We start from the raw sequence: 26,901 nt of genomic DNA on the forward strand, positions 1-26,901 counted from the left end.
CCTATTAAGTGGCATTTAAAAACCTTGGTAAACTAGCTGCACAGTTACCATACAAAGCCCAAGCTCAAATCATCAGTACTTTTCATTTTTAACCATAGTGTTAGTCTAGAAAAATATAATTAAAGGGAGCTTTTAATGAAACCAACATGGATCCGATTATGGTTTAGCGCAGCCATTGGTTTAGGAGTAAGCCAAGTGGCTTTAGCTGAAGACTCACTCGTTGATGAAAGAGTAAAAGACGAGCTTAAAACTTCAGAGGAGCGCTTTGTCATTACCCCCCATAAAGTTAATTACATTTTGCCATACACCTATAATGACAACCCTAACACTGACCCATATACAAACTTTACAACCAATGACGACAATGAAGAAGTCATCGATAACGCTGAGGCTAAGTTTCAGATAAGCTTTAAATTCCCGCTGTGGTATAACGTTTTTGGCGACAATGGCCACCTCTATTTCGCCTATACCAACCAGTCTTACTGGCAAGTCTATAATAAAGAAATTTCCTCCCCTTTTAGAGAAACTAATCATGAACCGGAAATGTTCATGCTATTCAATAATGACTGGCAAGTGGCAGGGTTAACAAATTCGTTTTGGGGTGTAGGGGCTGTGCATCAATCTAATGGTCAATCTGGTTCACTTTCACGCAGTTGGAATCGAATTTACGGCACCATGGTATTTGATAGAGGCCCTTTTGCATTAGGTCTAAAGGCGTGGTGGCGGATCCCTGAAGATGAAAAAGCAACACCCAGCTCGCCTAAGGGTGATGACAACCCCGATATTGAAGACTATATGGGCAACTTTGAGTTAACAGCCGTCTATGGCCTTGATGAGCATATGTTTACCTTAATGGGGCGCAATAATTTACAACACCCAAATAAAGGCTCCATTGAGTTTACTTGGAGCTATCCGATATTAGGCAATTTACGCTTATATACCCAGTACTTTAATGGCTATGGCGAAAGTATGATTGACTATAATCATCATAATCAGCGCATTGGGATCGGGGTTTCGATTGGTGATATTCTTTAAAATAGGCCATCACAAACAATAAAAACAACCATAAAAACAACAATAAAAAAGGTGAAGCTGCAGTTATATACAGTTCACCTTTTTTGTTATCAATACCCGACTAGCTTGTTAGCAACTTAGTAAGCTTTACTATCACCGCGAGTAGAGATTGAAATACCTTTATCGGTAATATCCAAGTTGACCTGCATGCGCATGTCATAATCTTTGAGCATTTCTAGTTCTTCTGGCACTTGCTCACCGCTTTCTTCAATGAGTGAAAATACCGGTTTCAGCACTTTTTGATAATCAATCGACATATTCGCTAAGCCATTGGCGACCAGTGGTTCTTTTGCCAGTTTATTAGCTAAGTCTTCACCTTTATCGCCACTGTAAATAACAATGTGTTGATCTTTAATGGCCATTTGAGCGCTTACCCCCATTGAAGGTGGCAGCATTAGCAATGAAGACACATCGATGGGATCACCATTAGTCTCCAGTTGAACTTGGGCTAACTGAGGCACAAATGGCTTAACCATGTTCAATAGCATTTCTGGGTTTTCAGCCGATAAGCTAATCAGTGCATCTAGGTGCTTAAAGCCAGGCTCACCATTTTCGTCAGTTAACGAAAAGTCGACTATGGTGGCACTCATGCCCTTAACCCCATTGGCCATGCCTGTCATCATGCCAAGCATTGCCGGATTTTGGCCGCTGATTTCATATTGCATTTGCGCTAGTGCTTCACACTGATAACTGGGCGTTTGTAAATCTTGCCAAATTTCAGTTAATGCTGGTGCTAATTGCGCCGCATCAAGCCCCAGTGCTATGGACATGGCATTGTCAGTTAGGCTATTAGTGAAACTAGGAATAAAACCACGCATTTTATTAAATGCACCTAATATCACTTGGTTGTTAGATTCAACCACCATTTGGGCATCAAACTGCGCTTGTTTACGGCTAACATTAAATGCTTTTAAGCCCATAACCGTGCGCGGCCAATTTGCAGCGATAGCATCAAGCTCTGTTTGACACTCAGCCGTTTTAAACTCTGCAAAAGGATCACTGCCAGTGCCATCTAACTCGCCTAATTTAGATAACTGTTTAGCCAGCATATTGCCATCAGTTGAGGTTAATCCTTTCACTAATTCCACATGGTTTATAAAGCTTATACTGTCGTTTAAAAAACCATGAGTCTTAATGATATCTTCAACAATGCCACTGTCACTAATTGGATTATCAACTTTGGATAATCCCAGCGCCGTTGCTAATAATTCTGGTTTATTGAAGGAGGTATTTAAGGTTACTGTTAACCAGCCATCTTGCTGGGCAACAACTAAATCAATCGATTCATCGTCATCAATAAGTGAATAAGCACGATACTCAAGGCCTTCAATGGTTGCCGTGGTGTGGGCTAAACCGCTTTCTTCTGACGCTTTGTCCAATACTTTCCAAATAGCCTGTTCATCAGTGACTTGCACCTTAAAAACAGGCAACGCCCCTAGCGTGTAGGTATATGACTCAATCTTGGCAGGCAAACCAAAGGTTGTTAAAAACAGTTCAGGGTCTTCAAGGCTAGTTAAATAACTTTTATATAAACTGACAAAAAATCCCTCTTGGGCACTTGAATATGGGCCAGCCTGCTCAATTTGCTCTAGTTGGGCAGCACCGTTTTGCCCCATAGGCATTGAATACAAATAATCTTCTAACGGAAACGGGGTGAGTTGTCCTGAAAAAAGTAAGGTATCTGCTGGGATATACGCGAGCATGTCGTTATCAGTTGTGGTGACACCATCGTTGTTCGATAGCATGTATGCGCCTGCACCAGCAGCGGCAATGGCAACTGCGATAGCCAGTTTTTTCATTTATTTGTGCTCCATAATTCACATGTAAGTAATAACAAGTCACTCTTCCTTGAGAGTAAATGCTTAGTTAATGCCGATAACTCAATTTGATCAAGCATAGCGATAACTTAGCACACTTTTAATTTGCAAATAAAATAATGCCTCGATAAAAGTGGCTTGGGGTTTGATAAGCAATAACCGAGTTAAGCAATTGTTTATAAGGTTTAAAAGTCTAATAAAAGGTTAAGCAGGTGCCAAAAAGATAGGATAAATAAACCATGAAGATAGCGATATCGATGAAAGGTTGGTTTCTCGGCTAGCCAATGATGGCTAACCGAGATAACCAAATGGATTATGCTTACGCTAGCAAGCCAATCACTACACACTCGTTTTACGAGCGAGGCTTTGGAGGTACGTGGCGTGCAAAAACATGCCTAAAGTGTCGACAAAACCATCTACGGGAACTTCTAAATTTAGACTATAGAATTAACAAATGCCTAATTGTTTTTGGCTAAATATCACGATATAAAGCAACAGAGGTAAATATCAGTCATTGGTTTTAATACTTTGGTCGAAAGCAATGTTAGCTATTAATAATAAGCGCTCGCATTAGCAGTAAATATTAACCTTAGCGACCCATATGTTGCGTTCAACATCCCTATTGACACTTTTATTGAATCCCAAAAATATTAAACTCAAAAAAATATCAGCCTCATTGGACTGATATTTTTTATAACCAAATGACTAACCTGCAATTGGCTAAATTTCGTAATGTAATCCACATTCACGCTTCAAGCCATTAAAACGGGTTTCTTCTTCGCTCATGCCAAGCTCAAGCGGCTTGCTTGAGTGAGTATCACCCACAGACACGTACCCTTGCTCCCAAAGTGGATGATAAGGTAATTGATGCTCAGTGAGGTACTCATGGACATCCTTGTTGCTCCACTCAATAATGGGCAGCAACTTATATTTATCACCATGGATAGCTAAAATGGGCAGCGCTTCACGGGTACTGGCTTGCGAGCGACGTAGCCCGGCAAACCAAGTCCCTACATTCAACTCAGCCAAAGCACGTTGCATAGGCTCCACTTTATTGATGCGATTATATTTCTCTAACCCTTCAAGATCTTGTTCCCAAAGCTTACCGTAACGGGCTTCTTGCCATGCAGATGACTGCTGGGCGCGAAATACCTGTAGATTTAAATCTAGTCTTTGGGTTAACTCATCAATAAATTGATAGGTTTCAGCAAACAAGTATCCTGTATCCGTCAATATCACCGGAATATCTGTCTGCGCTTGGCTTACCATATGCAACATAACCGCCGCTTGAATACCAAAACTTGACGATAAAGCATGTTCGCCAGGCAAAAAAGCTAATCCCCAAGTGACTCGCTCTTGCGCGGTTAAATCGGCTAAAAAGCGATTCACTTTTTCTAGCACTATTTTTTGCTCAGACTTGGGAGCTGATAATAGTGCTTGCAACTCATTGTGATTAATCATCGTAATGACCTCTGTTGCTAACCCGTTAGCCATGAAAATCTACAGCGGCATCGTTCACGGCTTTAATTATGCCAAAGCGAACTGTAAAGTTACCGAAGGTTTCACCTGCATCACGCTCAAGTACATACAAGCCGAATAATCTGTCTAACTCAGCTAAAATTTCAGCTTCTTGAATATTCTCTTTGTACATTTTATTAAGGCGTGTGCCTTCAAAGCTTGCACCTAAATACAAGTTATAACGTCCCGGCGCTTTACCTACTAAACCAATTTCGGCTGCGAACGGTCTCGCACAGCCATTAGGGCAACCTGTCATTCTCACCACAATGGCTTGCTCGCTAATACCATGCTTAGCTTGCAGCGCATCAATATGGTCAATAAACTCTGGGAAATATCGCTCCGCTTCGGCCATGGCTAATGGACAGGTAGGCAGCGCCACGCAGGCAATTGAATGGCCGCGGGTTTGACTGATAACCTTGCCAAAAAAGCCATGCTTACGGGCTAAATCTTCAATCGCAGCTTTATCTTCTTCTGCAACCCCAGCAATAATCATGTTCTGATTAGAGGTCATTCTAAAATCACCTTTATGGATTTTGGCGATTTCTCTTAAGCCTGTTTGCAGCGTCTGACCAGGCTCATCTTTAATACGACCACTTTCAATGAACAAGGTTAAATGCCAGTTGTTATCTAAGCCTTGAACCCAACCATAACGGTCACCGCGATCGCCAATCACTACCTCACGTTTAGGTTCAAAACTCACCCCTGCACGCTTTTCAACTTCTGCTTTAAATTCTGCAACGCCATGATCGACAATGGTGTACTTCAAACGTGAACGCTTACGATTGACACGGTTACCCCAGTCACGCTGAACTGTCATAACAGCTTCAGCGAATTTAATCACATCGTCAGTTTTAATAAAGCCAAAATCATCCGCTAGACGTGGGAAGGTTTCCACTTCACCATGAGTTGAGCCCATACCGCCACCAGCAACTAAATTAAATCCGACTAACTCACCCGCTTCAGCGATGGCAATAAAACCTAAGTCATTGGTATAAACATCAACATCATTGTCTGGGGGTACTGCTACAGCCATTTTAAATTTACGTGGCAAGTAGGTTTTACCGTACACAGGTTCGTTAGTTTCAGTATCAAGCAGCTTTTCTTTATCTAACCAAATTTCAGCATAGGCGTGAGTATGAGGCAATAAATGATCTGACAACTCTTTAGCCACTGCATAAGCCTGTTGATGTAACTTAGATTCAACAGGGTTTGGGTTACACATTACGTTACGGTTAACGTCACCACAGGCCGCAATAGAATCTAACGTCGCTCTATCAAGGCCTTGGATCAGCGTTTTTAAATTACGCTTTGGAATGCCGTGATATTGAAAGGTTTGACGGGTGGTTAAACGAATACTGTTTGATGTCGTTAGCGTTGATGAGATTTTATCCACATCCAACCATTGCTCAGGACTACAAATACCACCTGGTACACGGGCTCGTAACATGAAACTGTATAAAGGCTCTAGTTTTTGTTCTTTACGCTCATTACGTAAATCACGATCGTCTTGCTGATAAAAGCCGTGGAATTTGATCAACTGCTGATCGCCATCACTAAACGAACCGGTAACTTGGGTGTCTAAGCCTTCTTTAATGGTGCCGCGCAGGTAATCACTGTCGGTTTTTAAATATTCATTTACTGCTAACTTTTGCTCACTCATCCTGTGGCCTCTATCGATGCTTTTATGACGCTGGTGATATCAAATCACCAGCGTGTATATTATTTTCGTTATGCTTATTTCGAACTCATGCGGTATTCATTTAGTAAACGTCTTTTTGATAACGTTTCGCACTGCGCAACCCTTCAAGGTAATCCTCAGCGCCCTGCGCATCTAAACCACCATACTTAACTGCGACATCTAGTAAGGCTTGATGGACATCTTTTGCCATACGCTCTGCATCGCCACAGATATAAAAATGCGCGCCATTTTGTAGCCATGCCCAAATCGCTTCACCTTGCTCTGCAATCCGGTGTTGCACATAAATTTTATGTTGTTGATCACGTGAGAAAGCCACATCGAGGCGCGATAAATCACCCGCTTTTAGGTACTGTTGCCACTCAACTTGGTATAAAAAGTCTTGCTCAAAATGCGGATTACCGAAAAATAACCAGCTATCGCTGTTAACGCCGTCTGCTGCACGTTGTTGCATGAAGGCTCTAAAAGGCGCCACACCAGTGCCAGGGCCAACCATAATAACTGGAGTGTCGCTATTTTCTGGCAAACGAAAATGCTTATTCGGTTCAACGTAAACCTTAACTTGCTGACCTTCTTCTGCAGATGCTAAGAAGTGCGAAGCGCCGCCAAAACGCGCTTGACCCGCACGCTCATCTTCAACCAGTGCCACGGTTAAATGCACTTCGTTTTCCACTTCCGCTTGGCTAGAGGCAATTGAATATAAACGCGGTGTTAATGGGCGTAATAAACTTACTAAGGTTGCGGCATCGATTTTTACTGGATACAAACTGATTAAATCAGCTAATTGATGACCTAATACAAACTGGCGAGTTTGCTCTTTATCTGCAGCAATCGCGCTAAGCTCTGCATTCCCCGCAAGCTCTGCCCATGCCGTCACAAGACCCGGGTAAAGTTGGGTTAGCTCTTTTTTATCTGTTAATGCTTGTTGTAGCGATAAGGTATTTTTACTGACCACAACTTCAGTTGACGAGTCTAATCCTAAACCGCTAATCACTTCAGTGACTAAAGCCTCGTTATTGGTAAACCAAATACCTAAGGCGTCACCCACTTGATAACTGATACCAGATTCGCCTAAATCGATTTCCACGTGGCGAACATCACGATCAGAATCACGACCAGTAAGCTTTTGACTTAATAACACTTCTGCTTCATAAGGATTTTGCTTGGTAAATTCGCTTTCACCCGCCGCTTTGGCGCTATCAATTGACACCACGCTGGCACTGCTAGTTTCAACTAATGGCTCAACCGCTGTTATTACCGACTCAAGCCATTGCTCTGAAGCTTCTTCGTAATCAACATCACACTCAACTAACGGCAATAACTCTGTTGCACCTAAAGCAGATAAGCGTTCGCTGAAGTCTTTACCGGTTTGACAATAAAACTCATAGCTTGAGTCACCCAAGGCCAAAATTGAAAAGTTAAGTTGATCTAACTTAGGCGCTCTTTTTGAAGCAAGGAACTTATGTAATTCAATAGCATCATCTGGCGCTTCACCCTCACCGTGGGTACTCACCACCGCGATTAAAATGGTTTCTTGCTTTAACTGACGCACATTGTAATCAGCCATCGAGCTTAAATTAACCGTAAAGCCTTTAGCGGATGCCTTTGCAGCTAACTCTTTAGCGATACCTTGACCATTACCCGTTTGACTACCAAATAAAATTGTCACAGTTTGCGCTGCACTAGCCTCTGGCGCACTTGCTGTTTGCCCTTGATTTGAAGATGCAGCCAAATAGCCACTAACCCAAGCTAATTGCACCGCAGATAATTCAGAAGTGAGCTGTTTTAGCTTGTCGACTTGTCCTTGAGACAATGGCGATGCGAATGAAGAAAGTTCTTTTAACAACATTGGAGAGCCCTATAACAGTTTAATATCATCAGATTACTCCGATTCTTTAAAACCAAAAAAGACTAAAAGTTGATTCTTTATTCCATTAAGGAATATGCAAAGCTGCATTTTTAAGCTACAAAAGTGTGGTCTAGTGCAAACTTTTGGGTCTGAACTCGGTAAAAATGTGATTTAGCGCATTATTTACTTGTTTCAAACCTAATAATTGCCAGAATGAAGCACCTAAAAAAATGTGCACCATAAAAAGGCACTTAGAAAAAATGAGTATTTAAAACAAAGTTGTATTAAATACTCACACGACCCGACCCTTCCCTATTTACACTAACTAAGAGGTTGTCCTTTTGAAATTAGGTCTACCGAAAGAGAGTCACCCAGGTGAGTTACGCGTTGCGTTAATCCCTGCCAATGTGACCGCATTATTAAAAAAACAGCTACAAGTGATCGTAGAATCAGGCGCTGGACAAAACGCAGGCTTTACCGACGCCGATTATGTCAAGGTAGGCGCCACTATTGCTTCATCACGAGCAGCGCTACTGAATGAAGCTGACATCATTACCGTGGTGAACTGTAAGGGTGAGCAATTCGATGAAATTAAAGCGCTAATCAAGCCTCAGCAACTGCTGATTGGCATGATGGACCCGCTGATTAACCCGCAAAATGCCCAAGCAATTGCTGACACGGGTGCCAGCGCGATTGCCTTAGAACTTATTCCACGTATTACCCGTGCCCAAAGTATGGATGTGTTGTCATCAATGGCAACGATTTCAGGCTATAAAGCTGTGTTACTCGCCGCCCATAAAGCGCCGCGTTTATTCCCAATGATGATGACAGCTGCTGGGACATTAAAACCCACTCGCGCCTTTATTATGGGTGTGGGTGTTGCGGGACTTCAGGCCTGCGCCACAGCTAAGCGTCTTGGCGCCGTTGTCGAAGCCTATGATATTCGCCCTGCGGCGCGCGAGCAGATTATTTCTGTTGGTGCAAAACCGGTTGAGCTTGATATTGAAGCCGAAAACACTGAAACCAAAGGCGGTTATGCCACCGAGCAAAGTGATGACTTTTTAAAGCGTCAACAACAAGCGATGGCGAATGTGTTAGCACAACAAGATATTGTGATTACCACTGCAGCCATTCCAGGCCGTAAAGCCCCTGTGCTTATCACTAAAGAAATGGTTGATGGCATGAAAAACGGCACCATCATTGTTGATTTAGCGGCTGAATCAGGTGGTAACTGTGAATTAACCCGCGTTGATGAAGTTATTATGCACAACGGCGTGATGATCTTAGGGCCATCTAACGTACCTAGCACTGCAGCGAATCATGCCAGCCAAATGTATGGTAAAAATGTCGAGAACTTACTGAACTTAATCGTCAGTAAAGAGGGTGAACTGGTTCTTGATTTTGAAGACGAAATCGTCAGAGACACTGTTGTTGCCCATGGCAAAGAAGTCACCAGTGCTCGCCTAAGAGATTTATTGGGTCTTGCGCCTTTAGCAACGCCTGAAGCTGACACCAGTGTAGAGGAAAAAGCATAATGGATATGACCTTACTATTATTACTGACGCTTTTTGTCGTCGCAGTATTTTTAGGTGTTGAGCTGATCACTAAAGTGCCACCGACACTGCACACGCCATTAATGTCTGGTTCGAATGCTATTTCAGGTATTTCACTGGTAGGCGCCCTACTGTCAGCAGGTTCTGGCGGTGGCATGATAGTGAATGTACTTGGCTTTATCGCCGTAGTGTTGGCTACCATCAATGTGGTCGGTGGTTACATGGTCACCAACCGTATGCTAGCTATGTTCAAGAGGAAATAGACTCAATGACAACAATTATTTATTTGGCTTACCTTGTTGCCGCAGTCCTGTTTATTCTTGGTATTAAAGGACTGACAAAACCTAAAACAGCGGTTCGTGGCAACCAATTATCAGCCATGGGTATGTTTATTGCTGTGGTGGTAACCCTATTTGACCAAAGCATTCTTAGCTATGAGTGGATCATTGCCGGCGTACTATTAGGTGGCACCATTGGTGCAGTGATGGCGACTAAAATTAAAGTCACCGACATGCCGCAAATGGTTGCACTGTTGAATGGTTTTGGTGGTGGTGCTTCACTGGCCATTGCTGCGGCAAGTTTCCTTGACCCGACTGCAGCTACTAGCATGGTGGCGTTAATTTCTATCGGAGCGACCATTATTATTGGTGCAGTTACCCTTTCAGGTTCATTTGTGGCTTTTGCTAAGCTGCAAGAGCTTATTTCAGGTAATCCAATCAAAGTCCCAGGTAATAAAATCCTTAACGCGCTGCTGCTTATCACTGCGTTTGGCTTAGCCATTGCGCTAGTCATTAACCCTGCTAACGTCAGCTTAATGTATGCTTTAGTGGCTGTGGCAGTGGTCTTGGGTGTGTTATTAGTGGTGCCAATTGGCGGCGCTGATATGCCGGTTGTTATTGCACTACTGAACTCCTATTCTGGTATCGCCGCGGCAACGACTGGTTTCATTACAGGTAATACGGTATTGATTATCTCAGGTTCACTGGTTGGTGCATCAGGAATTATCCTCACACAAATCATGTGTAAAGCCATGAACCGTTCATTATTTAACGTCTTATTCGGTGTGATGGCTGAAGGCGGCGAGAAAGTCGATGCAGATGAAATTTACGCAGGTAAAGTAAAATCAACTTCGCCAGATGAAATTGCCATGATGCTAGAAACCGCTGAACGTGTGGTTATTGTCCCAGGTTACGGTTTAGCCATGGCGCAAGCACAGCATGCAGTACGTGAGCTCGCTAACGTTTTACAAGAGCGTGGAGTCGATGTGAAGTACGCGATTCACCCTGTTGCTGGCCGTATGCCTGGCCACATGAACGTGCTACTTGCAGAAGCTGAAGTGCCTTATGAACAGTTAGTTGAAATGGATGAGATTAATCCACAATTTGCGCAAACGGATGTGGCGATTGTCATTGGTGCCAATGATGTCACCAACCCAATGGCACGTGAAGATAAAGGTAGCCCCATCTATGGTATGCCAATTCTAAACGTCGATAAAGCCCGCACCGTGGTGGTAATTAAGCGTTCATTAAGCCCAGGGTTTGCAGGTTTACCTAACCCATTATTTGCCATGGATAATGCACTTATGTTATTCGGTGATGGTAAAAAAGGCATTGTTGAGCTGACGCAAAGCTTAAAAGAAGCTGATTAATTTTCAACATGTTAGATATACCCCCTAAAAAGGCCGCTTAGCGGCCTTTTTATTAATAAGCGCTTCATTTCTATCATTGGGAGAATAAGTTATCAATAATCATACATTCTCATTCTTGACGAATTTATGAGTAAAATGTACAAAGGATATACCGATTGCTTTTCAAGCTTTAGCTCGTTTTAACACAAGGATGATTTTCTCAGATGGACCCATTGGCTTCACAAATTCAACAGCTCACAGCTCAGTTAAATCAACTCACCCAAGAGAATGATTTACTTAAGCAGAAACTAAAGCTGTGTGAAGAGAAGCTCTCAGCAACACTCGATGGCACAGGCTTGTGTCTGTGGGAGCAACATATCCCTTCTGGCGATCTGACCATTTTCAATCAAGAATGGGGCGCATTGCTGGGTTATACCCTCGAAGAGCGAGCGGCAAATATTTCTAGCTGGAAAAGCCATTTACATCCTGAAGATAAAGACTGGGTCATCAAAGCTTTTGAAGATCACCTCACAGGTAAAGAAGAGGTTTATCGCGCCGTTCATCGAATGATCCATAAAAATGGCACCACCAGCTGGGTTTCAGATCGGGGCCGTATCGTGGAATACACCTCAGATGGACACCCCTTAAGGATCATGGGCACCCATATCGATATTACCCAAGAAAAACGCTATGAACTCGACTTAGCCCGCCTTGCCCACCAAGACCCTCTCACTGACTTACTAAACCGCGCAGCTATTGAAAAAGCTTACTTGCAGATGCAGCAAGAGAAAGACTTTAACTCAGGTAGTTTATTATTTATCGATGTTGATAATTTTAAAGGCGTTAACGACAAATATGGTCATCATTTTGGTGATTTAGTCCTAGTCGAAATCAGTAATACTCTTAATCATTATTGCCAAACCTTAATCTCAAATAATAACGTCAGCATCGCTAGGCTCGGTGGTGATGAATTTGTGATTATTACCTCAACTGCTGATTTCGCGACTATCAGCCTGCTGGCCCAGCAATTAATCAAGCACTTTACCCGATTACAAACAATCGAAGAAAAATCAGTATCACTAGGGTTAAGCATTGGTATTAGAGGCTTTGATCAGCAAGACTCATTTACCCAAGTTTGTAAGCAAGCGGATAATGCCATGTACGGCATAAAACAATCGGGTAAACATAATTATTCATTTTCCCAGCCATCTTTAGAGCCAAAAGTTCAGCACATTGGCTAGGGGTTGTTGATGTGTCGAGATCAATGTGGAACACCAAAGTTCAGCTGCCGCTAAAGTTAAAAATTGCTACAACAGCGACGATTTTCATTTTTGACAATATCTACATGCTATAATCCTGAAAATAAAAATTAGCGCTTACTTAGCTTTTTTACAGCCTCTTATCCTGCTAGGTATGAACAATTATTCTAATAATGATTAACGGTAAGCCCTCTATGCCTAAAACGTCCTCTTTACTTACCGCATTTGTTTACTTAAGCACATGCTCTTTTTCTGTCATCGCTGACAATGACCAAACCAAAACGGTTAATCCACCAAGCAAAGCAGATACTCACACTGCTCCAGAGGTTGAATACTTCCCGTCAACTTGGGGAGTTGGCATCGGCGTGCGTAAAGCTGATATTCCTTATGCCACTGAAAATGATGATGTCTATGACGTCATGCCATTAATTGAATTTGAAAATGACTACTTTTACCTAAACGGCTTAGAAGGCGGGGTTCATTTATGGAAAAATGATGAACATCAAGTCAATATATACAGTCGTTTTCGGTTCGTTGACATCCCTAAAGAATATCAAAATCAAACCCAATCTGACGCCTTTGATTTTGGTTTTCAATACCGCTTTCAAAAAGACGGCCTAGAAGCTGATGTTGCCATCATGAGTGATGGTAACAAGCGCATGTATGGTTACACTCGTACTCAATACCACTGGCAAGGCGGTGATTGGCAATTAAATCCTTATGCCCAATTCCAATGGAAAAGCAACGATTTCAATGAACATTACTATGGCTTAGAGCTAGCCGATCCCGGTGCTGGATTGGCTTTTTCAGCAGGGGTTAATGCTCGCTATCACCTTGCCAGTAATTTATACCTATTGGGTAACTTTGGGGTAACCCGCCTTGAAGATGATATTTATCACTTGCCCACCATTGAAAATCAATATCAATTTGACTCCTTCTTAGGCTTTGGCTTTTTCCCTGATAATAAAAGGCCCAATACCAATCCAGTCCCTAAAGAAAGTGGCGAATTTTTAAGAGTCGCACACGGCTGGGCAACGCCTTCAAACTTGAATGACATTTTAACCGGGAATGCCAAAGGCGATCGTTACAACAATCAAATGACCTCCCTTTTCTATGGTATCCCACTCAGTAATAGCTTATTCAACTTACCCATTGATTTATACTTAACAACAGGTGCTGTTTGGCATCATGACTCTGAAGTACAAGATAACTTAGCTGAAGGTGTACTTGCAGTTAAAGCCTTTTACACCATAGATTTAGGCTGGCGTTTTCGGATAGGGGTTGCTGAAGGGTTATCTTATGTCTCTGATGTCACCTACATTGAAGGTAGCGAACTTGACGAAAAAGATTATCGACCCTCAAAACTATTAAATTACTTAGACTTTTCATTTGATGTTAACTTGGGAGATGTGTTCAACCACGCCCCAATGAAAAACGCATGGCTAGGTTATAGTATTCATCATAGATCAGGGATTTTTGAAACCAGCTCAGCTTTTGGCCGCATCAAAGGTGGCAGCAATTACAACTCGGTTTATCTGCAGTGGCATTTTTAACTTAAAAACATTGCCATAAAAAAACAGATTGTTAGTACATTTAAAAGCGACTTAATTAGTCGCTTTTTTATAACGTTTAAGCTCGAGGTTACAGTACTAATCAGAGTTATAACTTATTGTGCTCAGCCTCTTTGTTGACTAATTGCGCCGCCTCAGAGAATTGCTCAACCAACCACTTATGGGCCTTATCCTCGCCCATTAACATGACTAATGTCGGGGAAATAACCTCAATAAGTCGTTGTTGTCGCCAAAATATATATTTAGGTAGCGCCAGCGTTGCACCTCGGCCAAATGTGCGTTGCACTAGGCTGGAGATTTCAGCAATTTCAGTGTCATCAAATCGCGCTAACTGCGGAAATAGTGTGGCAATAAAGTCACTGTAGCGATCAAATTCTTGTATGTCTTTAAATTGATATTGGCTCAATAACCAGTGTAACTGCGGTGAACTCCAATGGCTCATATTATGTCGATTGTTAATCAAATCCATATTACGGCGATGAAACTGCTGCCAAGCTAAATCCAAATTAGGGTGCGTTTGCGCAATACGCCACACTAAATACATGTCAGCCAACCATTCATGCTGATAGGCAGACAGCGTACTGGGAAGTACATCGCCGATTAAGGCAATATTCTCTAAATGCCCTACTTCATGCCATAGGGTTAATTTAAATTGTTCTAACAGCGCTAACTGATAGGTATGCCCATTGATTGAGGTTATCGTTTGGGTAAGGGGCTGCTTAGCGCTGACAATAATAATGCCGGCTATATCATGGTGATTAACCGCTAACACCATTGCGGTTTTACCCCCTAAATGAGAGCTGATTTGCGTGTCTTTCGGTAATTGGCTCACGACTTCAATAGGTAACGCATTCAAGCAACTCGGGTAGCGACTTTCATCGCACACAATTGCCTGCTTGTTACTAATAGGCATCCAACTAAATGAGCTTGAATAATAGGGGGAGATGGTGGGGGCGAGTGCGGTTTTTATCTGAAAAGGCAAGTGAGTATCAGCCAGCAATGACTGACTGATCACTAGGGTACTGATTAGAAATGCTCTCTTTAAAACGGCACTGTCTAAAATAGCACGGATTAAAACGGCACGGATTAAAACGGCACGGATTAAAACGGCACTGTCTAAAATAGCACGGATTAAAACGGCACTCTTTAAAACAGCACTGGCCATTAAGTACAGTGCCCGCCTATTCACTACTTGTTAGCCATGATATTTTCAATAATAGCCGTAGTAGAGACGCCGTCTTCAAACCCAAGAATTTCGACACTACCACCAGCAGCCATCACCTCTTTACCACCGGCCACTTGTTCGACTTTATAGTCCCCGCCTTTTACCAACAAATCCGGTAATAAGCGGCTAATGACGCGCTGCGGAGTATCTTCACTGAAAGGAATAACCCAATCAACTGACGCTAATCCCGCTAAAACAGCCATACGGCGATCAACTTGATTCACTGGGCGACCATCACCTTTTAAACGCTTCACTGAAGCATCATCATTAACGGCAACAATTAAACGATGGCCCAATTCTTTTGCTTGCTGCAGATAGCTTACGTGGCCTGCATGTAAAATATCAAAACAGCCATTGGTCATGACTACCTTTTCGCCGCGAAGACGCGCTTGCTCAATGGCGTAAGCTAATTGATCTTCAGTCACCACGCCAAAGCCTGACTCGCCTTGATTTAAAGCTAAGGCCCCAATGAGTTCAATTCGGGTTACTGTTGCGGTACCTAACTTAGCCACCACCACGCCTGCAGCAATATTAGCGATAGAACAAGCCTGTGCTAACGAGCTACCCGCTGCCAGCGAACTTGCTAATGCTGAAATAACCGTATCTCCAGCACCTGTCACGTCATAGACTTCACGGGCAACTGTTGGGATATGCAGTTCAGCATCATCATGACTAATCAGCGTCATGCCTTTTTCAGAGCGGGTCACCAAAATAGCAGTAAAATCGTTATCTTTAATCAGCTTTTTGGCTTTTTCGATTAAGTCAGCTTCACTGGTTACTGGGCCCACAACCGCTTCAAACTCGCTCATATTAGGGGTGATTAACGTCGCACCGCGATAGCGTGAAAAATCACTGCCTTTAGGATCTACCAGCACCTTTACGCCTTTAGCGCGGGCTTTAGCAATAAAGTCGATTGGCGAGTCAATCGCACCTTTGGCATAGTCAGATAACACCAATACATCGACGTTATCTAACAGCGCTTCACTGCTATTTAATAAACTTTCGCTATCAGCTTTAGGGTATTTTTCTTCAAAATCTAAGCGGATAAGTTGTTGATTGCGAGAAAACACTCTTAATTTGGTAATCGTTGGTTTATCAGCAACGGTTAACCAGCGAGGTTCAACCCCTTGGGCTTGAACACCAAGGGTTAACGCTTTAGCATTTTCGTCATTACCGACAATACCAGCAAGCTCAACTTGACCGCCAAGGGCAGCAATATTTAATGCCACGTTAGCAGCGCCGCCGGGACGGTCTTCTATTTGATTGATGTTAACTACAGGTACTGGCGCTTCTGGTGAGATTCGACCAGTAGGGCCAACCCAATTACGGTCAAGCATGACATCGCCGACCACTAAAACACGGGCTTTTTCGAATGCAGGAAGAGATACCTTCATAGTAAACTTATTCTTTTGCTGATATTAAACCGTGATTGTACCTAATTTTGCTCTAAAATTAAGTTAGAATAGCAACTAATTTTGATTTTTGGATGAGTTCCTCGTGGTAGATAAAGCACAATTTTCCTCGCATTTATTGCACCCAAAGCATTGGCCATTATGGTTTGGTGTTGCTCTTATGAAGCTGACCCAGCTATTACCGCTTCGCTGGCAAATGACACTTGGCAAGGGTTTAGGCCGTTTGGTTTTAAAACTTGCTGCGAGTCGCAGACATACTGCAGAGCGCAATTTTCAGCTGTGTTTTCCTGATATGCCAGCACAAGAACGCGAGGCACTGCTTAAGAGAAACTTCGAAGAAACCGGTAAAGCCCTATTCGATACCATCAACGCTTGGTGGTGGTCTGATGAAAAAGTGCAGCAGCATATGACCATTAAAGGCGATGAGCATGTGCGCAATACCCTATATAATGGTCAAGGCGTCATACTGTTTGCAGTGCATTGCTTACCGTTAGAAATGGGCGCGAGAATGTTTGGCCAGTTCCAACCGGGGATAGGCGTTTACCGCCCTCACAACAATCCCGTGATGGAATACTTACAAGTCAAAGGCCGCCTGCGCTCGAATAAAGGCTTAGTACCAAAACGTGATTTACGTAAGATGGTAAAAAGTTTAAGAAACCCAGATGTGATCTGGTATACCGCCGATCAAGATTTTGGTCGCTCAAGTGCAGTATTTATCCCGCTATATGCCGTACCCGATGCAGCGACTATTACTGGCGCTACCACCTTAGCGAAATTAGGCCGCGCCAAAGTATTACCCTTTTTTGTCGAACGTAATGATGATGACACGGGTTACAATATGGAAATTTTAGCGCCGCTTGATAACTTCCCCGGTGAAAATGAGCTCGAAGATGCTATTCGTGGCAATAAGATCATTGAACAATTAATTGATCGTAACCGTAATCAATATATGTGGCTACATCGCCGCTTTAAAACTCGGCCAACCAAAGAAACCCCCTCTTTATACAAATAGCCAGCAGAGTTAATATTAACTGTAAAATATCACTGGATAACGACCATAGCTTGAAATAAGCGCAAAAATGATCAAGTATCCAGTGATAAAAATAGCGAAACTTTAGTTTAAGTTTTCATCAGATGTTGAGATTTATTCTGCAGGAGCACTGATAACACTCACCAAAGCCATTGTGATCATCACTCACATAGGAAAACATCCACCTTATGATTAAGTCTTTTTGCGCCAAATTGATTGTTGTTTCTACCATGCTGTTTAGCGTCCAAGTGGTGGCGGTAGAATATGCTTTACCCGCTAAAGACAGTCGTTTAATTGGTGAAAAACAATATTATGTTGTACCTGAAGGTAAATTAACCCTAGAAGCCATTGCAGATCAGTTCCAACTCGGACTGAGCAATATGCTTGAAGCCAACCCAGGCGTTGACCCATACTTACCTAAACCAGGTAGCACCTTAGTGATCCCCCATCAGTTGATCCTACCGGATGCACCGCGTAAAGGCATCGTGATTAACAGTGCTGAAATGCGCCTATATCACTATAAAAAAGGCACCAATATTGTTGAAGTACTCCCAATTGGTATTGGTCAAGTAGGCCGTGACACCCCTGAAAATTGGGTGACTCAGGTTTACCGTAAGCGGGCTAACCCAACCTGGACTCCCACTAAGCGTACCCGCGAAATTTATGCAGCCAGAGGCGAGACCCTTCCCGATGTGTGGCCAGCAGGTCCAGATAACCCAATGGGGTTGTTTGCCTTATATGTAGGTAATTTATTTGCGATACATGGCACGAATGCCTCTTTCGGTATTGGCCTGCGCGTCAGTCAAGGCTGCGTCAGGTTACGTGAAGATGATATTGAGCATCTATTTAACACAGTGCCAGTTGGCACCCGAGTGCAATTTGTTAATCAACCGATTAAAGCCACGGTTGAGCCCGATGGTAATCGTTATTTAGAAGTGCATCAGCCATTGTCTGAGACCCAAGAGCAATTTGATTCATCTGAGCCACTTCCATTGACCTTAAATAAAAAAATTACTGCTGTTGTAGCTAATGCTGACACTGACTCATTTGTACTAAAGCGCTTACTAGAGCAGCGCACCGGTATACCTACTCGAATTAACAGCATGCAACAGGCAAAAAACCAAGACATGGTTAACCCTGTCGATTCAGAATAGCCGCTCAATAGCCAGCAGCGAATAACAATAAGTCATTTTGTTAAACACCTATATTCAAGCACTTACCATATGAATATTTCATTGATAAGTGCTTGAGCTCTTTATCAATACTCAGTAACCTAAATCAAGGGTTCACTTTATACACTGGGTAATAGATTGAAAGCCATCACTGCCATTTCTGCTTTACTATCAGTAACCTTGCTATCAATAACCTTGAGTGGCTTCATCAGCCCAGCTATTGCCAGTTCCCCCACATCACTATCTACATCACTATCTACATCTACATCTACATCTACATCTACATCTACATCTACATCTACATCTACATCAGCGTCATTGACCGAATCAAGATCAATAGCCCAGCAGTGTGACCTCACTGATGGCATAACTAAGCTTCAAATACTTGAACAGCAGATCGCTCTCAGTGAACTGGATAATGGTTTGATTATTCGCCAAGTGAATTTACCCAGTCTCAATACGGTGGCCATTGCCTCGCAATTTAATGTGGGCTCCCGTAATGAGCAAACAGGGCAAACGGGTTATGCGCATTTATTTGAGCATTTACTGTTTAAAGGCAGTAAAAATGCCCCCGATGAAAGCTACCCACAACAAATGAGCGCCCTTGGAGCACGTTTTAACGCCAGTACCCACTTCGACTACACCAATTATTATGTCACTATTCCAGCTCAATCCTTAGAGCAGAGCCTGTTTTTAGAGTCCGACAGATTTATTCAACCGCAACTGTCAGAAACCACGGTCAAAAATCAGCAAGGCGCGGTGTTAGAAGAAATGGCCACCAGCATTGATAACCAACCCTACATTCGAAAGGCAATGGAGTTTCTATTATCGCAAGTCAAAGGCAGCCAATATGGTCATGCCATCATTGGCAGTAAGCAAGATGTTCAAGGCGCCAGTGCCGCTGAACTCATGGCATTTCATCAGCGCTATTACCGCCCAGATGCCATGCAAATATCCTTGGTTGGCCAACTCAATGACCGAAGTGCTGACTGGCTAACAAAGTACTTTGGCCACTGGCAAGCTCCCACTCATCCGCAAGATAAATTTAGCAAAATCGATCTAGGTACAAAGACTAACGCTATCCACGCTGAAATCATCGATACTCGCGGCCCATGGCCTGCATTATTGCTGGCTTGGCATACGGTAGGCAGACAAGATCGCGATTTTGAGGCAATTTCATTACTGCAAAGCTATCTTTTTCAAAATATCGCCAATGCATTAACCAAAGCAAGCCTTGCCAACCCGCCCCATATGCTCAGTTATTCAGTGCCATTAACCATGGACAATCACGGCGTCACTAATCTGGTATTGGTCCCCAGAGCCAACACCTCATTAGATGAACTTAATCAACTAGTCAGTACTATCCTTAAGCAAGTCGCCAGCCAAGGTATTGAGCCCAATGTATTGTGCCAACTTAAAAGTATTGCCCTTAATGACACGCTAATTAACTTTACTGATAGTCAACAATTGGCTATTCATTTATCAAATACCGCCAGTCGCGATAAATTCTTGCCGCTCACTCAGCCATGGCAGCGCATAAACCAAGTCACTAGCGATGATATTAAAACTGTCACCCAGCAATACTTTATCGGCAAACAAGTTCGCCTTGATTTACTGCCGCCTTGGTACATTCGCTGGGGCAAAACCTTACTTGAATGGTTACCCCAAGGGATGGCTGAATCTTTAGAAGAGTGGGCATTATGAAAAAGTCGCATTCAATTCTCTGGGCAAAAATAATCGGCTTAGCTGTCTTTATCTGCTCACAACAGGCTTGTCAGCATGCACCTATTAGTTTCACCCCTGCACAGCCGCCCAATTTAGCAAATTATAACGATTTGCCGGTATTCGGTAGTGAAAAAGTACAATTGCCATTAAGCGCAATAGTCTCGCCGCAAACCATGTCATTGACTACAAATAGTTTTTTACATCAATGGTCATTAACTGCTGACTCCTTTGCCCAGCAAGGACATCAGCTATACTTAGTCGGCATATCAACTCAGACTGCCATTGCTAACCCCGATATTATTATCGCAGCCTTCAAACAACGGCAAAAACACATGGCCAATACTCAAGTGCTAACCGCCGTGCAAGCAGCCTGTTATGACAGCATGCGCTTTAGGGCCAGCCTGCACAGTATCGGCATCAGTATTAATTGTATGGCAACCACAAAGCTTAAATCGGAACTACTGTGGCAGTTTTGGGATAACCAAGCGGTGAATGAGGTCAATATTGCCACTATCAAACGCAATCTTAAATTGAATAAGCACATAGGCGCTTTCACTGGTAGCGAAATAGATCTCGCCTTTAGAAAGCAATTACTGGGCAGCCAACACCCTTACAACCAAAACATCAATAATAACGCTGTGATTGATGAGTTAACCCATTCCAGCTTATCTGCATTGCACACTGAGCTGCGACAACAGCTGCAGTGGCACTTGTTTGCGCCACAATTTAGCCCGCAATTAACCAATACAAAAGCGCAGACCTTAAAAGCAAATACCTTAAAAACGAATAGCTTAAAAACGAATAGCTCAAAGACTCAAATAGCTCAGCACGTCACATCGCTGCCGAGTTGGCTATTAACAGAAAAGCCAGATTCAAGTCATTCAGCTTTCGATTCAAGCGCTCAAACAAGCGCTCAAACAAGTGCTAAAGCAAGCACTATAAATTCAAGCACAGTTGAAACCAGCACTGCAAAGGATAAAATCCTTTATATCATTGATGCGCCAGACACTGTGCAGACCCAAGTCAGAATTGGACTCGTCACAGCTACAGCTGATGCGACAGTGCAAGATGCCAATACTTGTCAGATGATTGCCGCGCTATTAGGTAGAGGTTATTCAGGGCGGTTATTTTATGATTTACGTGAAGTGCGCGGCTTAAGCTATGGGGTTTATGGCCGCTGCGTCAATGCGCCATTGAGTCAATATATGTATTTTTATGGCAGCACCGCATTAGAAAACTCAAGCGCTTTTATAAAAGGGATGCTGGATCATTTAAGTCTTATCACTGAGCAAAACGCCTCACAAAACGAAATCAATGCCACTGTGACCTACTTACAAGGTAAGCAGCAACTTAGCCTTGATAGCCCATTTGGTAAAGAAAGCCTCTACATCCGTCAATTATTAAGCGGCCAAACCACGGCTGAATTTAGCCAAGGGATGAAGCAACTTCAACAACTGACTCCGATGCAATTATTGCAACAGGCCAACACCTTGAGCCTAACCACGCCTATCGTAGTACTGCGCGGTGATGCCGACAAAATCAGCGCAGACCTACAGCAAAAACTGCCCACATGGGAGCTTAGGCAGTTACAGCCTGATTAACTGTATTTGAAGCGAAAATTAGCTGTATTTGAAGCAACAATGAACAGCAGCTGAAGTCGATCAAAATCAATCAACTGCTTCTTTCATATTGATAACGCTGACAATCGTCGACAATATTAAGCCAGCTAACCTGATTTTGAGTATAAATGTGGTAATTGGGTTTCACTGAACTTGGCTTATCAAGGGATGCGATGGTTAAAGTGTAATAATCAGGATAGCGGCGGTCTCGATAACTCATAGTACAGCCACACTGAGCGCAAAAGCCCCTTAGTATATGCTCAGAAGAGGCATATTCAGTCACTGCGCCAGCGATCCAGCTTATCTGCTCAAACTTAAAGTCCATCCAAGCTTGAAACACTGCCCCAGATGATTTTTGACACTGCACACAATGGCAATAATCGGCATCAAACGGCGCAGCACTGACTTGATAGCGAATTGCGCCGCACAAACAACCACCCGTGAGCATAGCTGCCTGCTCAGTTGATTTATCATCCATATAAACCTTCAATTGTTAAGCCTGTAAACCTTAATTAAAGCATAAATTTACCCCAATAAAAAAGCCCTCAAAAGAGGGCTTTTACAAGACATAATGACCTAAGCTCTAGTGCTAAGTTCTAGTGCTAAGTTCTAGTGCTAATTAATAAGTCGCTTCGCGCTTTTCAGCTTCAGCATCCCACTGTGGCACAAGATCTTTTAAGAACTTTTGCTTATCCGCATTCATCTTATCCATATCCATACCTAATGCTTGTTGTGCTTTTGCTTTAGTTGAGATATCAGGGATAGCGATAGGCATTTTAACGCCTTTAGCAGCAAGTAATTGAGCCAGCTTGATACGTGCATCAGCGGCTTTATCAACAGCGCCACCTAAAATACGTAATGCTTCAGCTGGAGCATGTGCAGCAACACCGTGAGATGCAGTTGCAAAGTCCCAACGCCACTGGCTGTGACGGATATCCATTAGGATAGGCTTCATTTCAGCTTCAGTTGCACCAGCGTCCCATGCAGCACCCGCTTCGAAGTGAGCGTGTACAAGTTGAGTTTCAGCTCTTAGCTTGATTTCTGTAACACTTTTTTGATTAGCATGTGTTACTTCCATCATGAACTCTTTAGTCTTGCCTTTATGACAAGTTGCACAAGTATCGTCGAAGCGATCAAATGGGTTACCCACTTTATGATCGGTGAACTTACCTTTACCATTTTCTTTAGCAACACGTGGCATATGACAGTCGGTACAACTTACGTTGTTCTTACCGTGCATACCTAACTGCCAAGTTTCATAACCTGGATGTTGTGCTTTGAGCATCGGGGTTTTAGACACAGCATGAGTCCAATCAGAGAAATTGATGGCATCGTAGTAAACTTCCATTTCTTCAACAGTTGTACCGTTATCCCAAGGGAATTTCACGAAACCTTTATTTTCTTCAGTTTTCTCGAAGTAGTACTCAACGTGACATTGACCACAAACCATAGATTGCTTGTCTTTACGAGAAGCTTTATCAAATGGCTTATCAATTGCTACTAGAGCGCGATCAACATATGGACGAGAAATACGTAGTTTTGGTGAACCTTTTTCATGACAATCGCCACAGCCAAGACTGTTAACGATTTCAGGACCGCCTTTAGCCCATTTACCTTTGAAGTAACCGTCTTCGCCTTGCTCTTCGATCATGCGAGGTACATCAGGGCTTTTACAGCTCCAACATGCCATAGGCATTGGGCCGTCATCAGGTCCTGTTGGTGCGCCAGTACGTAATGTATTACGTAAGTCAGTCACGGTATAATGGTGACCACGTGCTTTATTGTAATCCTTAGCAAAGCCGTAACCTGCCCATAACACAACAAGGTTTGGATCTTGAGCTAACACATCAACAATTTCATCACTTTCTGAGGTAGCATGCCAAGTTTCATATTGAAGCTTGTACTTATCTTTATATACTTCATTTCTAGGTTCTGTTTTATCACTAGCCATTGCACTAGTCATCATAAAACTGCTTGCTAATAATGCACTTAGTGCAACAATCTTTCCTTTCATCTTCATCACCGTTCATCTCCGTGTTACATTTTATATTTGAATAATCACGACATCTCTATTGGCAAACTTATACATTTAAGGTTCAATTAAGAATACCCCTTAATGAGTATTAAGCAATAAGCTTGCGCTAGATCAAAGTGTTAATATGTTGTATGTCACATATTTGCTATTCTGTTAACATAATGACAAGACTCTCAATGAAAAAATTGAGTACTTTGTGTTCAATAATATACTTAAGTTGGGTAACTCATGGCGCAGCGAGGCAGTCTCACATCAACAATATTAAGACTAATGTTAGTACTAATTTTTATTTCTTCCAGCCTAGCTGTGTACTCAATTATTAATCTTTCATTTAGTATTGGCGATGCCCGAGCCATTAATGCTTCCGGCTCATTAAGGATGCAAAGTTACCGCTTAAAGTTATTTTTAGAGCGAGAACCGCAGTTATTGAATGAAAAAATAAATCAGTTTGAAGAAACCCTAGACTCTGAAGCACTACAGCGCTCCAATGCTTGGTATAGCCCGAAAGAACTTTCAGACCAATATTTATTGGTCATTGATAAATGGCAACAAATGCTTTATTTCATTGAAAATAATGAAAAACCACTCTATACCGCTGCCCTAAAAGACTTTGTTGATACTATTGATTTACTGGTGCTAGAAATGGAGCGGTTTGCGGCATTTAAGCTCAGAGCATTAGTTATAAGCCAAATAATCGGTTTATTTTTAATGCTAATAGTGGCAAGTTTTGCGACCCGCTATACCCGCAAAAAGATGGTGCAACCGATACTGCAATTAATGGATGTGGCCAATTCAATATCTAAAGGAAAATTTAACGTTGAGGTGCCAGCCACAGACTATATAGAGCTGCACTCATTAGGGGTCGCTTTCAAAAAGACCGCCGCCGAGCTTGATAGGCTATATCAAGACTTAGAAGGCCAAGTAAATGAAAAAACCACTGCCTTAACTCGCGCCAATAATGAGTTGAGTTTTTTATATGACAACTTAATTATGCTTCATGCTGACAGACTGGATTACAAAGCATTGGGCTTAGCATTAAACCAGCTGCAGCAATTTGAAAGTCTTGATTTTTTACGCCTTGTTATCGAACATGATGACCATTCAATCGATACCATTGAGGCTGATACAGGCTGGCCATCACCTGAACATATCCTAAATAAAGAAAGCAAACTAATCCCTGTTAAGTTTGACCTTAAACTGGAAAATAAAACCTTAGGTTATCTGGAAGTTCTTTCTCTAAAGCCGATCAATAACATGTTATTTGTCAATTTCGCTATGATGCTAACCCGCTCTATTGTGATCCATAATGCCACCGAAGAGCGCCAGCAATTAGCTTTAATGGAAGAGCGCGCCGTGATTGCCAGAGAGCTACACGACTCTCTAGGTCAGCTATTATCATATTTAAAAATTCAGGTGAGTTTATTAGGAAAACAAATTCAACCAGCACATAAAACTGAGAAAGTAGCATCACAGTTAGCTGATATTAATGAAGGTGTTAGCGTAGCATACGGTCAATTACGAGAACTATTATCCACCTTCCGCTTAACCATTAAAGAGCCTAATTTAAACCAAGCCATTGAAGTCATGATTAGTGAGTTACGTAAGCAATCTGGCATTAACATTGAGCTTAAATATAGCCTTTCGCAGCACCTATTTGCCTCAAGCCAGCATATTCATGTGCTACATTTAATGCGTGAAGCAACCATTAATGCCATAAAACATGCCAAGCCAAATAAAATAGTTATTGATTGTTTTTTAGCAGACTCTGGTATGATACAAATCAACATAAAAGATGACGGCATTGGTGTCTCTCACTTAAAAGAGCGGGATCAACATTTTGGCATCGGCATCATGCATGAGCGTGCAACTAAATTGCACGGCACGGTAAAGTTTGACAATAATCCGCAGGGCGGCACAACTGTTTCCCTCGTATTTCCACCCCAGCAGGAGCCTTTAAATGGGTAAACCTTATTCTGTACTCGTAGTTGATGACCACCCTCTACTTCGGCGTGGCATCTGTCAGTTAATAACCTCAGATAGCGATTTTAAACTATTTGGTGAAGCCGGAACGGGGTTAGATGCATTAACCGCAATAGGTGAAGACGAACCTGATATTATTTTGCTCGACCTTAATATGAAAGGCATGTCAGGCTTAGATACCTTAAATGCTATGCGTCAAGAAGGAGTCACTGCTCGTATTGTGATCTTGACCGTGTCTGATGCTAAACAAGATGTGGTGCGGCTATTACGCGCTGGCGCTGACGGCTATTTACTTAAAGATACTGAGCCAGATTTATTATTAGAGCAGCTTAAAAAAGCCATGCTTGGCCATCGCGTTATTAGTGATGAGGTCGAAGAATACATTTATGAGCTGAAAAATGCTGATAATGATGAAACTTGGATAGCCTCGTTAACCCCACGTGAATTGCAAATTCTCAAAGAGCTTGCCGAAGGTAAAAGCAACCGCGTGGTCGCTGAAGATTTACATATCAGTGAAGGTACGGTAAAAGTTCACGTGAAAAACTTATTACGTAAAGCCAATGCTAAATCAAGAACTGAAATGGCGGTAAGATACTTAAACCACTAACTTCAGTCGCAGCTACTTGTGCCCATTGAAAGTGTTTAGGCCATAAAAAATGGATGACAGCCACTGGCTATCATCCATTTTTATCTCTAAAGCAATAATAAACAGCTATAAGGTCAAGATGCCTGACGAAAC

20 protein-coding genes and 1 pseudogene are annotated in these 26,901 nt (G+C 42.5%); 12 read left to right on the forward strand and 9 right to left on the reverse strand.

The window, feature by feature from the left end; genetic code table 11:
• The first annotated feature begins 135 nt into the window (after window positions 1-135).
• Window positions 136-1,035 carry a phospholipase A gene (locus tag Q4591_RS09445; protein ID WP_303460710.1) on the forward strand — a complete coding sequence of 300 codons (900 nt, stop codon included), beginning with the start codon at window positions 136-138 and terminating at the stop codon, window positions 1,033-1,035.
• Window positions 1,036-1,151: 116 nt separating this feature from the next.
• On the opposite strand, the gene Q4591_RS09450 is transcribed toward Q4591_RS09445, so the two are convergent.
• The 4 genes from Q4591_RS09450 to Q4591_RS09465 form a co-directional block, all read right to left on the reverse strand.
• Window positions 1,152-2,873 (reverse strand): hypothetical protein, encoded by a 1,722-nt coding sequence (locus Q4591_RS09450; protein WP_303460713.1) that lies wholly within the window; start codon window positions 2,871-2,873, stop codon window positions 1,152-1,154.
• Between the two features lie 738 nt (window positions 2,874-3,611).
• Window positions 3,612-4,385: a phosphoadenylyl-sulfate reductase gene (locus tag Q4591_RS09455; protein WP_102438447.1), complete on the reverse strand. Its 774-nt coding sequence runs from the start codon at window positions 4,383-4,385 to the stop codon at window positions 3,612-3,614.
• Entirely contained in the window at window positions 4,378-6,069 is a 1,692-nt protein-coding gene (gene cysI / locus Q4591_RS09460; RefSeq protein ID WP_303460718.1) for an assimilatory sulfite reductase (NADPH) hemoprotein subunit, read from the reverse strand. Before cysI ends, Q4591_RS09455 begins: the two co-directional genes overlap by 8 nt.
• A gap of 100 nt (window positions 6,070-6,169) precedes the next feature.
• A complete protein-coding gene (locus tag Q4591_RS09465; protein ID WP_303460721.1) occupies window positions 6,170-7,954 on the reverse strand; it encodes an assimilatory sulfite reductase (NADPH) flavoprotein subunit in 1,785 nt (594 codons plus the stop codon).
• 341 nt (window positions 7,955-8,295) lie between these two features.
• Between Q4591_RS09465 and Q4591_RS09470 the strand changes: the two genes are divergently transcribed.
• The 5 genes from Q4591_RS09470 (at window position 8,296) to Q4591_RS09490 (ending at window position 13,946) form a co-directional block, all read left to right on the forward strand.
• The gene (locus tag Q4591_RS09470) at window positions 8,296-9,489 is read left to right on the forward strand and encodes a Re/Si-specific NAD(P)(+) transhydrogenase subunit alpha (protein ID WP_303460723.1); all 1,194 of its coding nucleotides are present in this window, start codon (window positions 8,296-8,298) and stop codon (window positions 9,487-9,489) included.
• 5 nt (window positions 9,490-9,494) lie between these two features.
• Window positions 9,495-9,770 carry an NAD(P) transhydrogenase subunit alpha gene (locus Q4591_RS09475; protein ID WP_102438475.1) on the forward strand — a complete coding sequence of 92 codons (276 nt, stop codon included), beginning with the start codon at window positions 9,495-9,497 and terminating at the stop codon, window positions 9,768-9,770.
• A 5-nt stretch (window positions 9,771-9,775) separates the two neighbouring features.
• Entirely contained in the window at window positions 9,776-11,155 is a 1,380-nt protein-coding gene (locus Q4591_RS09480; RefSeq protein ID WP_076540751.1) for an NAD(P)(+) transhydrogenase (Re/Si-specific) subunit beta, read from the forward strand.
• A 203-nt stretch (window positions 11,156-11,358) separates the two neighbouring features.
• Window positions 11,359-12,375: a sensor domain-containing diguanylate cyclase gene (locus tag Q4591_RS09485; RefSeq protein WP_303460726.1), complete on the forward strand. Its 1,017-nt coding sequence runs from the start codon at window positions 11,359-11,361 to the stop codon at window positions 12,373-12,375.
• A gap of 212 nt (window positions 12,376-12,587) precedes the next feature.
• Window positions 12,588-13,946, forward strand: coding sequence for a MipA/OmpV family protein (locus tag Q4591_RS09490; RefSeq protein ID WP_102476946.1), 1,359 nt, complete (start codon window positions 12,588-12,590; stop codon window positions 13,944-13,946).
• A 1,007-nt stretch (window positions 13,947-14,953) separates the two neighbouring features.
• Here the strand turns inward: Q4591_RS09490 and Q4591_RS20150 are convergent.
• Both Q4591_RS20150 and hldE read right to left on the reverse strand, forming a co-directional pair.
• Window positions 14,954-15,082 (reverse strand): annotated as a pseudogene (locus Q4591_RS20150) (hypothetical protein); the annotation flags it as partial.
• 70 nt (window positions 15,083-15,152) lie between these two features.
• A complete protein-coding gene (hldE, locus tag Q4591_RS09500) occupies window positions 15,153-16,583 on the reverse strand; it encodes a bifunctional D-glycero-beta-D-manno-heptose-7-phosphate kinase/D-glycero-beta-D-manno-heptose 1-phosphate adenylyltransferase HldE (RefSeq protein ID WP_102438437.1) in 1,431 nt (476 codons plus the stop codon).
• A 103-nt stretch (window positions 16,584-16,686) separates the two neighbouring features.
• Here hldE and Q4591_RS09505 point away from each other — a divergent pair, with 103 nt between their 5' ends.
• Window positions 16,687-17,613: an LpxL/LpxP family Kdo(2)-lipid IV(A) lauroyl/palmitoleoyl acyltransferase gene (locus Q4591_RS09505; protein ID WP_303460732.1), complete on the forward strand. Its 927-nt coding sequence runs from the start codon at window positions 16,687-16,689 to the stop codon at window positions 17,611-17,613.
• Window positions 17,614-17,819: 206 nt separating this feature from the next.
• Complete coding sequence (locus tag Q4591_RS09510) at window positions 17,820-18,785, forward strand: L,D-transpeptidase family protein (protein WP_303460734.1); 966 nt, start codon at window positions 17,820-17,822, stop codon at window positions 18,783-18,785.
• Window positions 18,786-18,922: 137 nt separating this feature from the next.
• On the opposite strand, the gene Q4591_RS09515 is transcribed toward Q4591_RS09510, so the two are convergent.
• Window positions 18,923-19,171 (reverse strand): hypothetical protein, encoded by a 249-nt coding sequence (locus Q4591_RS09515; RefSeq protein WP_303460736.1) that lies wholly within the window; start codon window positions 19,169-19,171, stop codon window positions 18,923-18,925.
• 55 nt (window positions 19,172-19,226) lie between these two features.
• On the opposite strand from Q4591_RS09515, the gene Q4591_RS09520 reads away from it, so the two are divergent.
• Entirely contained in the window at window positions 19,227-20,507 is a 1,281-nt protein-coding gene (locus Q4591_RS09520; RefSeq protein WP_303460740.1) for a pitrilysin family protein, read from the forward strand.
• Complete coding sequence (locus Q4591_RS09525) at window positions 20,504-22,129, forward strand: pitrilysin family protein (RefSeq protein WP_303460743.1); 1,626 nt, start codon at window positions 20,504-20,506, stop codon at window positions 22,127-22,129. The genes Q4591_RS09520 and Q4591_RS09525 overlap by 4 nt, the downstream gene beginning before the upstream one ends.
• A gap of 70 nt (window positions 22,130-22,199) precedes the next feature.
• Here the strand turns inward: Q4591_RS09525 and Q4591_RS09530 are convergent, their stop codons facing one another.
• Together Q4591_RS09530 and nrfA are read right to left on the reverse strand one after the other, a co-directional pair.
• Window positions 22,200-22,625, reverse strand: a complete 426-nt coding sequence (locus Q4591_RS09530; RefSeq protein ID WP_102438428.1) for a GFA family protein — start codon at window positions 22,623-22,625, stop codon at window positions 22,200-22,202.
• A gap of 141 nt (window positions 22,626-22,766) precedes the next feature.
• The gene (nrfA, locus tag Q4591_RS09535; RefSeq protein WP_303460745.1) at window positions 22,767-24,161 is read right to left on the reverse strand and encodes an ammonia-forming nitrite reductase cytochrome c552 subunit; all 1,395 of its coding nucleotides are present in this window, start codon (window positions 24,159-24,161) and stop codon (window positions 22,767-22,769) included.
• A gap of 249 nt (window positions 24,162-24,410) precedes the next feature.
• Here nrfA and narQ point away from each other — a divergent pair, with 249 nt between their 5' ends.
• Entirely contained in the window at window positions 24,411-26,147 is a 1,737-nt protein-coding gene (gene narQ / locus Q4591_RS09540; protein WP_303460747.1) for a nitrate/nitrite two-component system sensor histidine kinase NarQ, read from the forward strand.
• Window positions 26,140-26,769: a response regulator gene (locus tag Q4591_RS09545; protein WP_102438422.1), complete on the forward strand. Its 630-nt coding sequence runs from the start codon at window positions 26,140-26,142 to the stop codon at window positions 26,767-26,769. Before narQ ends, Q4591_RS09545 begins: the two co-directional genes overlap by 8 nt.
• The last annotated feature ends 132 nt before the right edge of the window (window positions 26,770-26,901 follow it).

This window comes from Shewanella sp. 3_MG-2023 (assembly GCF_030548765.1).
GTDB lineage: Bacteria > Pseudomonadota > Gammaproteobacteria > Enterobacterales > Shewanellaceae > Shewanella.

Bases quoted from the DNA above. Each gene is read 5' to 3' on its own strand.
- Q4591_RS09445 (WP_303460710.1), top strand. From the start codon at position 136: ATGAAACCAACATGGATCCGATTATGGTTTAGCGCAGCCATTGGTTTA.
- Q4591_RS09450 (WP_303460713.1), bottom strand. From the start codon at position 2,873: ATGAAAAAACTGGCTATCGCAGTTGCCATTGCCGCTGCTGGTGCAGGC.
- Q4591_RS09455 (WP_102438447.1), bottom strand. From the start codon at position 4,385: ATGGCTAACGGGTTAGCAACAGAGGTCATTACGATGATTAATCACAAT.
- cysI (WP_303460718.1), bottom strand. From the start codon at position 6,069: ATGAGTGAGCAAAAGTTAGCAGTAAATGAATATTTAAAAACCGACAGT.
- Q4591_RS09465 (WP_303460721.1), bottom strand. From the start codon at position 7,954: ATGTTGTTAAAAGAACTTTCTTCATTCGCATCGCCATTGTCTCAAGGA.
- Q4591_RS09475 (WP_102438475.1), top strand. From the start codon at position 9,495: ATGACCTTACTATTATTACTGACGCTTTTTGTCGTCGCAGTATTTTTA.
- Q4591_RS09480 (WP_076540751.1), top strand. From the start codon at position 9,776: ATGACAACAATTATTTATTTGGCTTACCTTGTTGCCGCAGTCCTGTTT.
- Q4591_RS09485 (WP_303460726.1), top strand. From the start codon at position 11,359: ATGGACCCATTGGCTTCACAAATTCAACAGCTCACAGCTCAGTTAAAT.
- Q4591_RS09490 (WP_102476946.1), top strand. From the start codon at position 12,588: ATGCCTAAAACGTCCTCTTTACTTACCGCATTTGTTTACTTAAGCACA.
- hldE (WP_102438437.1), bottom strand. From the start codon at position 16,583: ATGAAGGTATCTCTTCCTGCATTCGAAAAAGCCCGTGTTTTAGTGGTC.
- Q4591_RS09510 (WP_303460734.1), top strand. From the start codon at position 17,820: ATGATTAAGTCTTTTTGCGCCAAATTGATTGTTGTTTCTACCATGCTG.
- Q4591_RS09515 (WP_303460736.1), bottom strand. From the start codon at position 19,171: ATGCCATCAGTGAGGTCACACTGCTGGGCTATTGATCTTGATTCGGTC.
- Q4591_RS09525 (WP_303460743.1), top strand. From the start codon at position 20,504: ATGAAAAAGTCGCATTCAATTCTCTGGGCAAAAATAATCGGCTTAGCT.
- Q4591_RS09530 (WP_102438428.1), bottom strand. From the start codon at position 22,625: ATGGATGATAAATCAACTGAGCAGGCAGCTATGCTCACGGGTGGTTGT.
- nrfA (WP_303460745.1), bottom strand. From the start codon at position 24,161: ATGAAAGGAAAGATTGTTGCACTAAGTGCATTATTAGCAAGCAGTTTT.
- narQ (WP_303460747.1), top strand. From the start codon at position 24,411: ATGGCGCAGCGAGGCAGTCTCACATCAACAATATTAAGACTAATGTTA.
- Q4591_RS09545 (WP_102438422.1), top strand. From the start codon at position 26,140: ATGGGTAAACCTTATTCTGTACTCGTAGTTGATGACCACCCTCTACTT.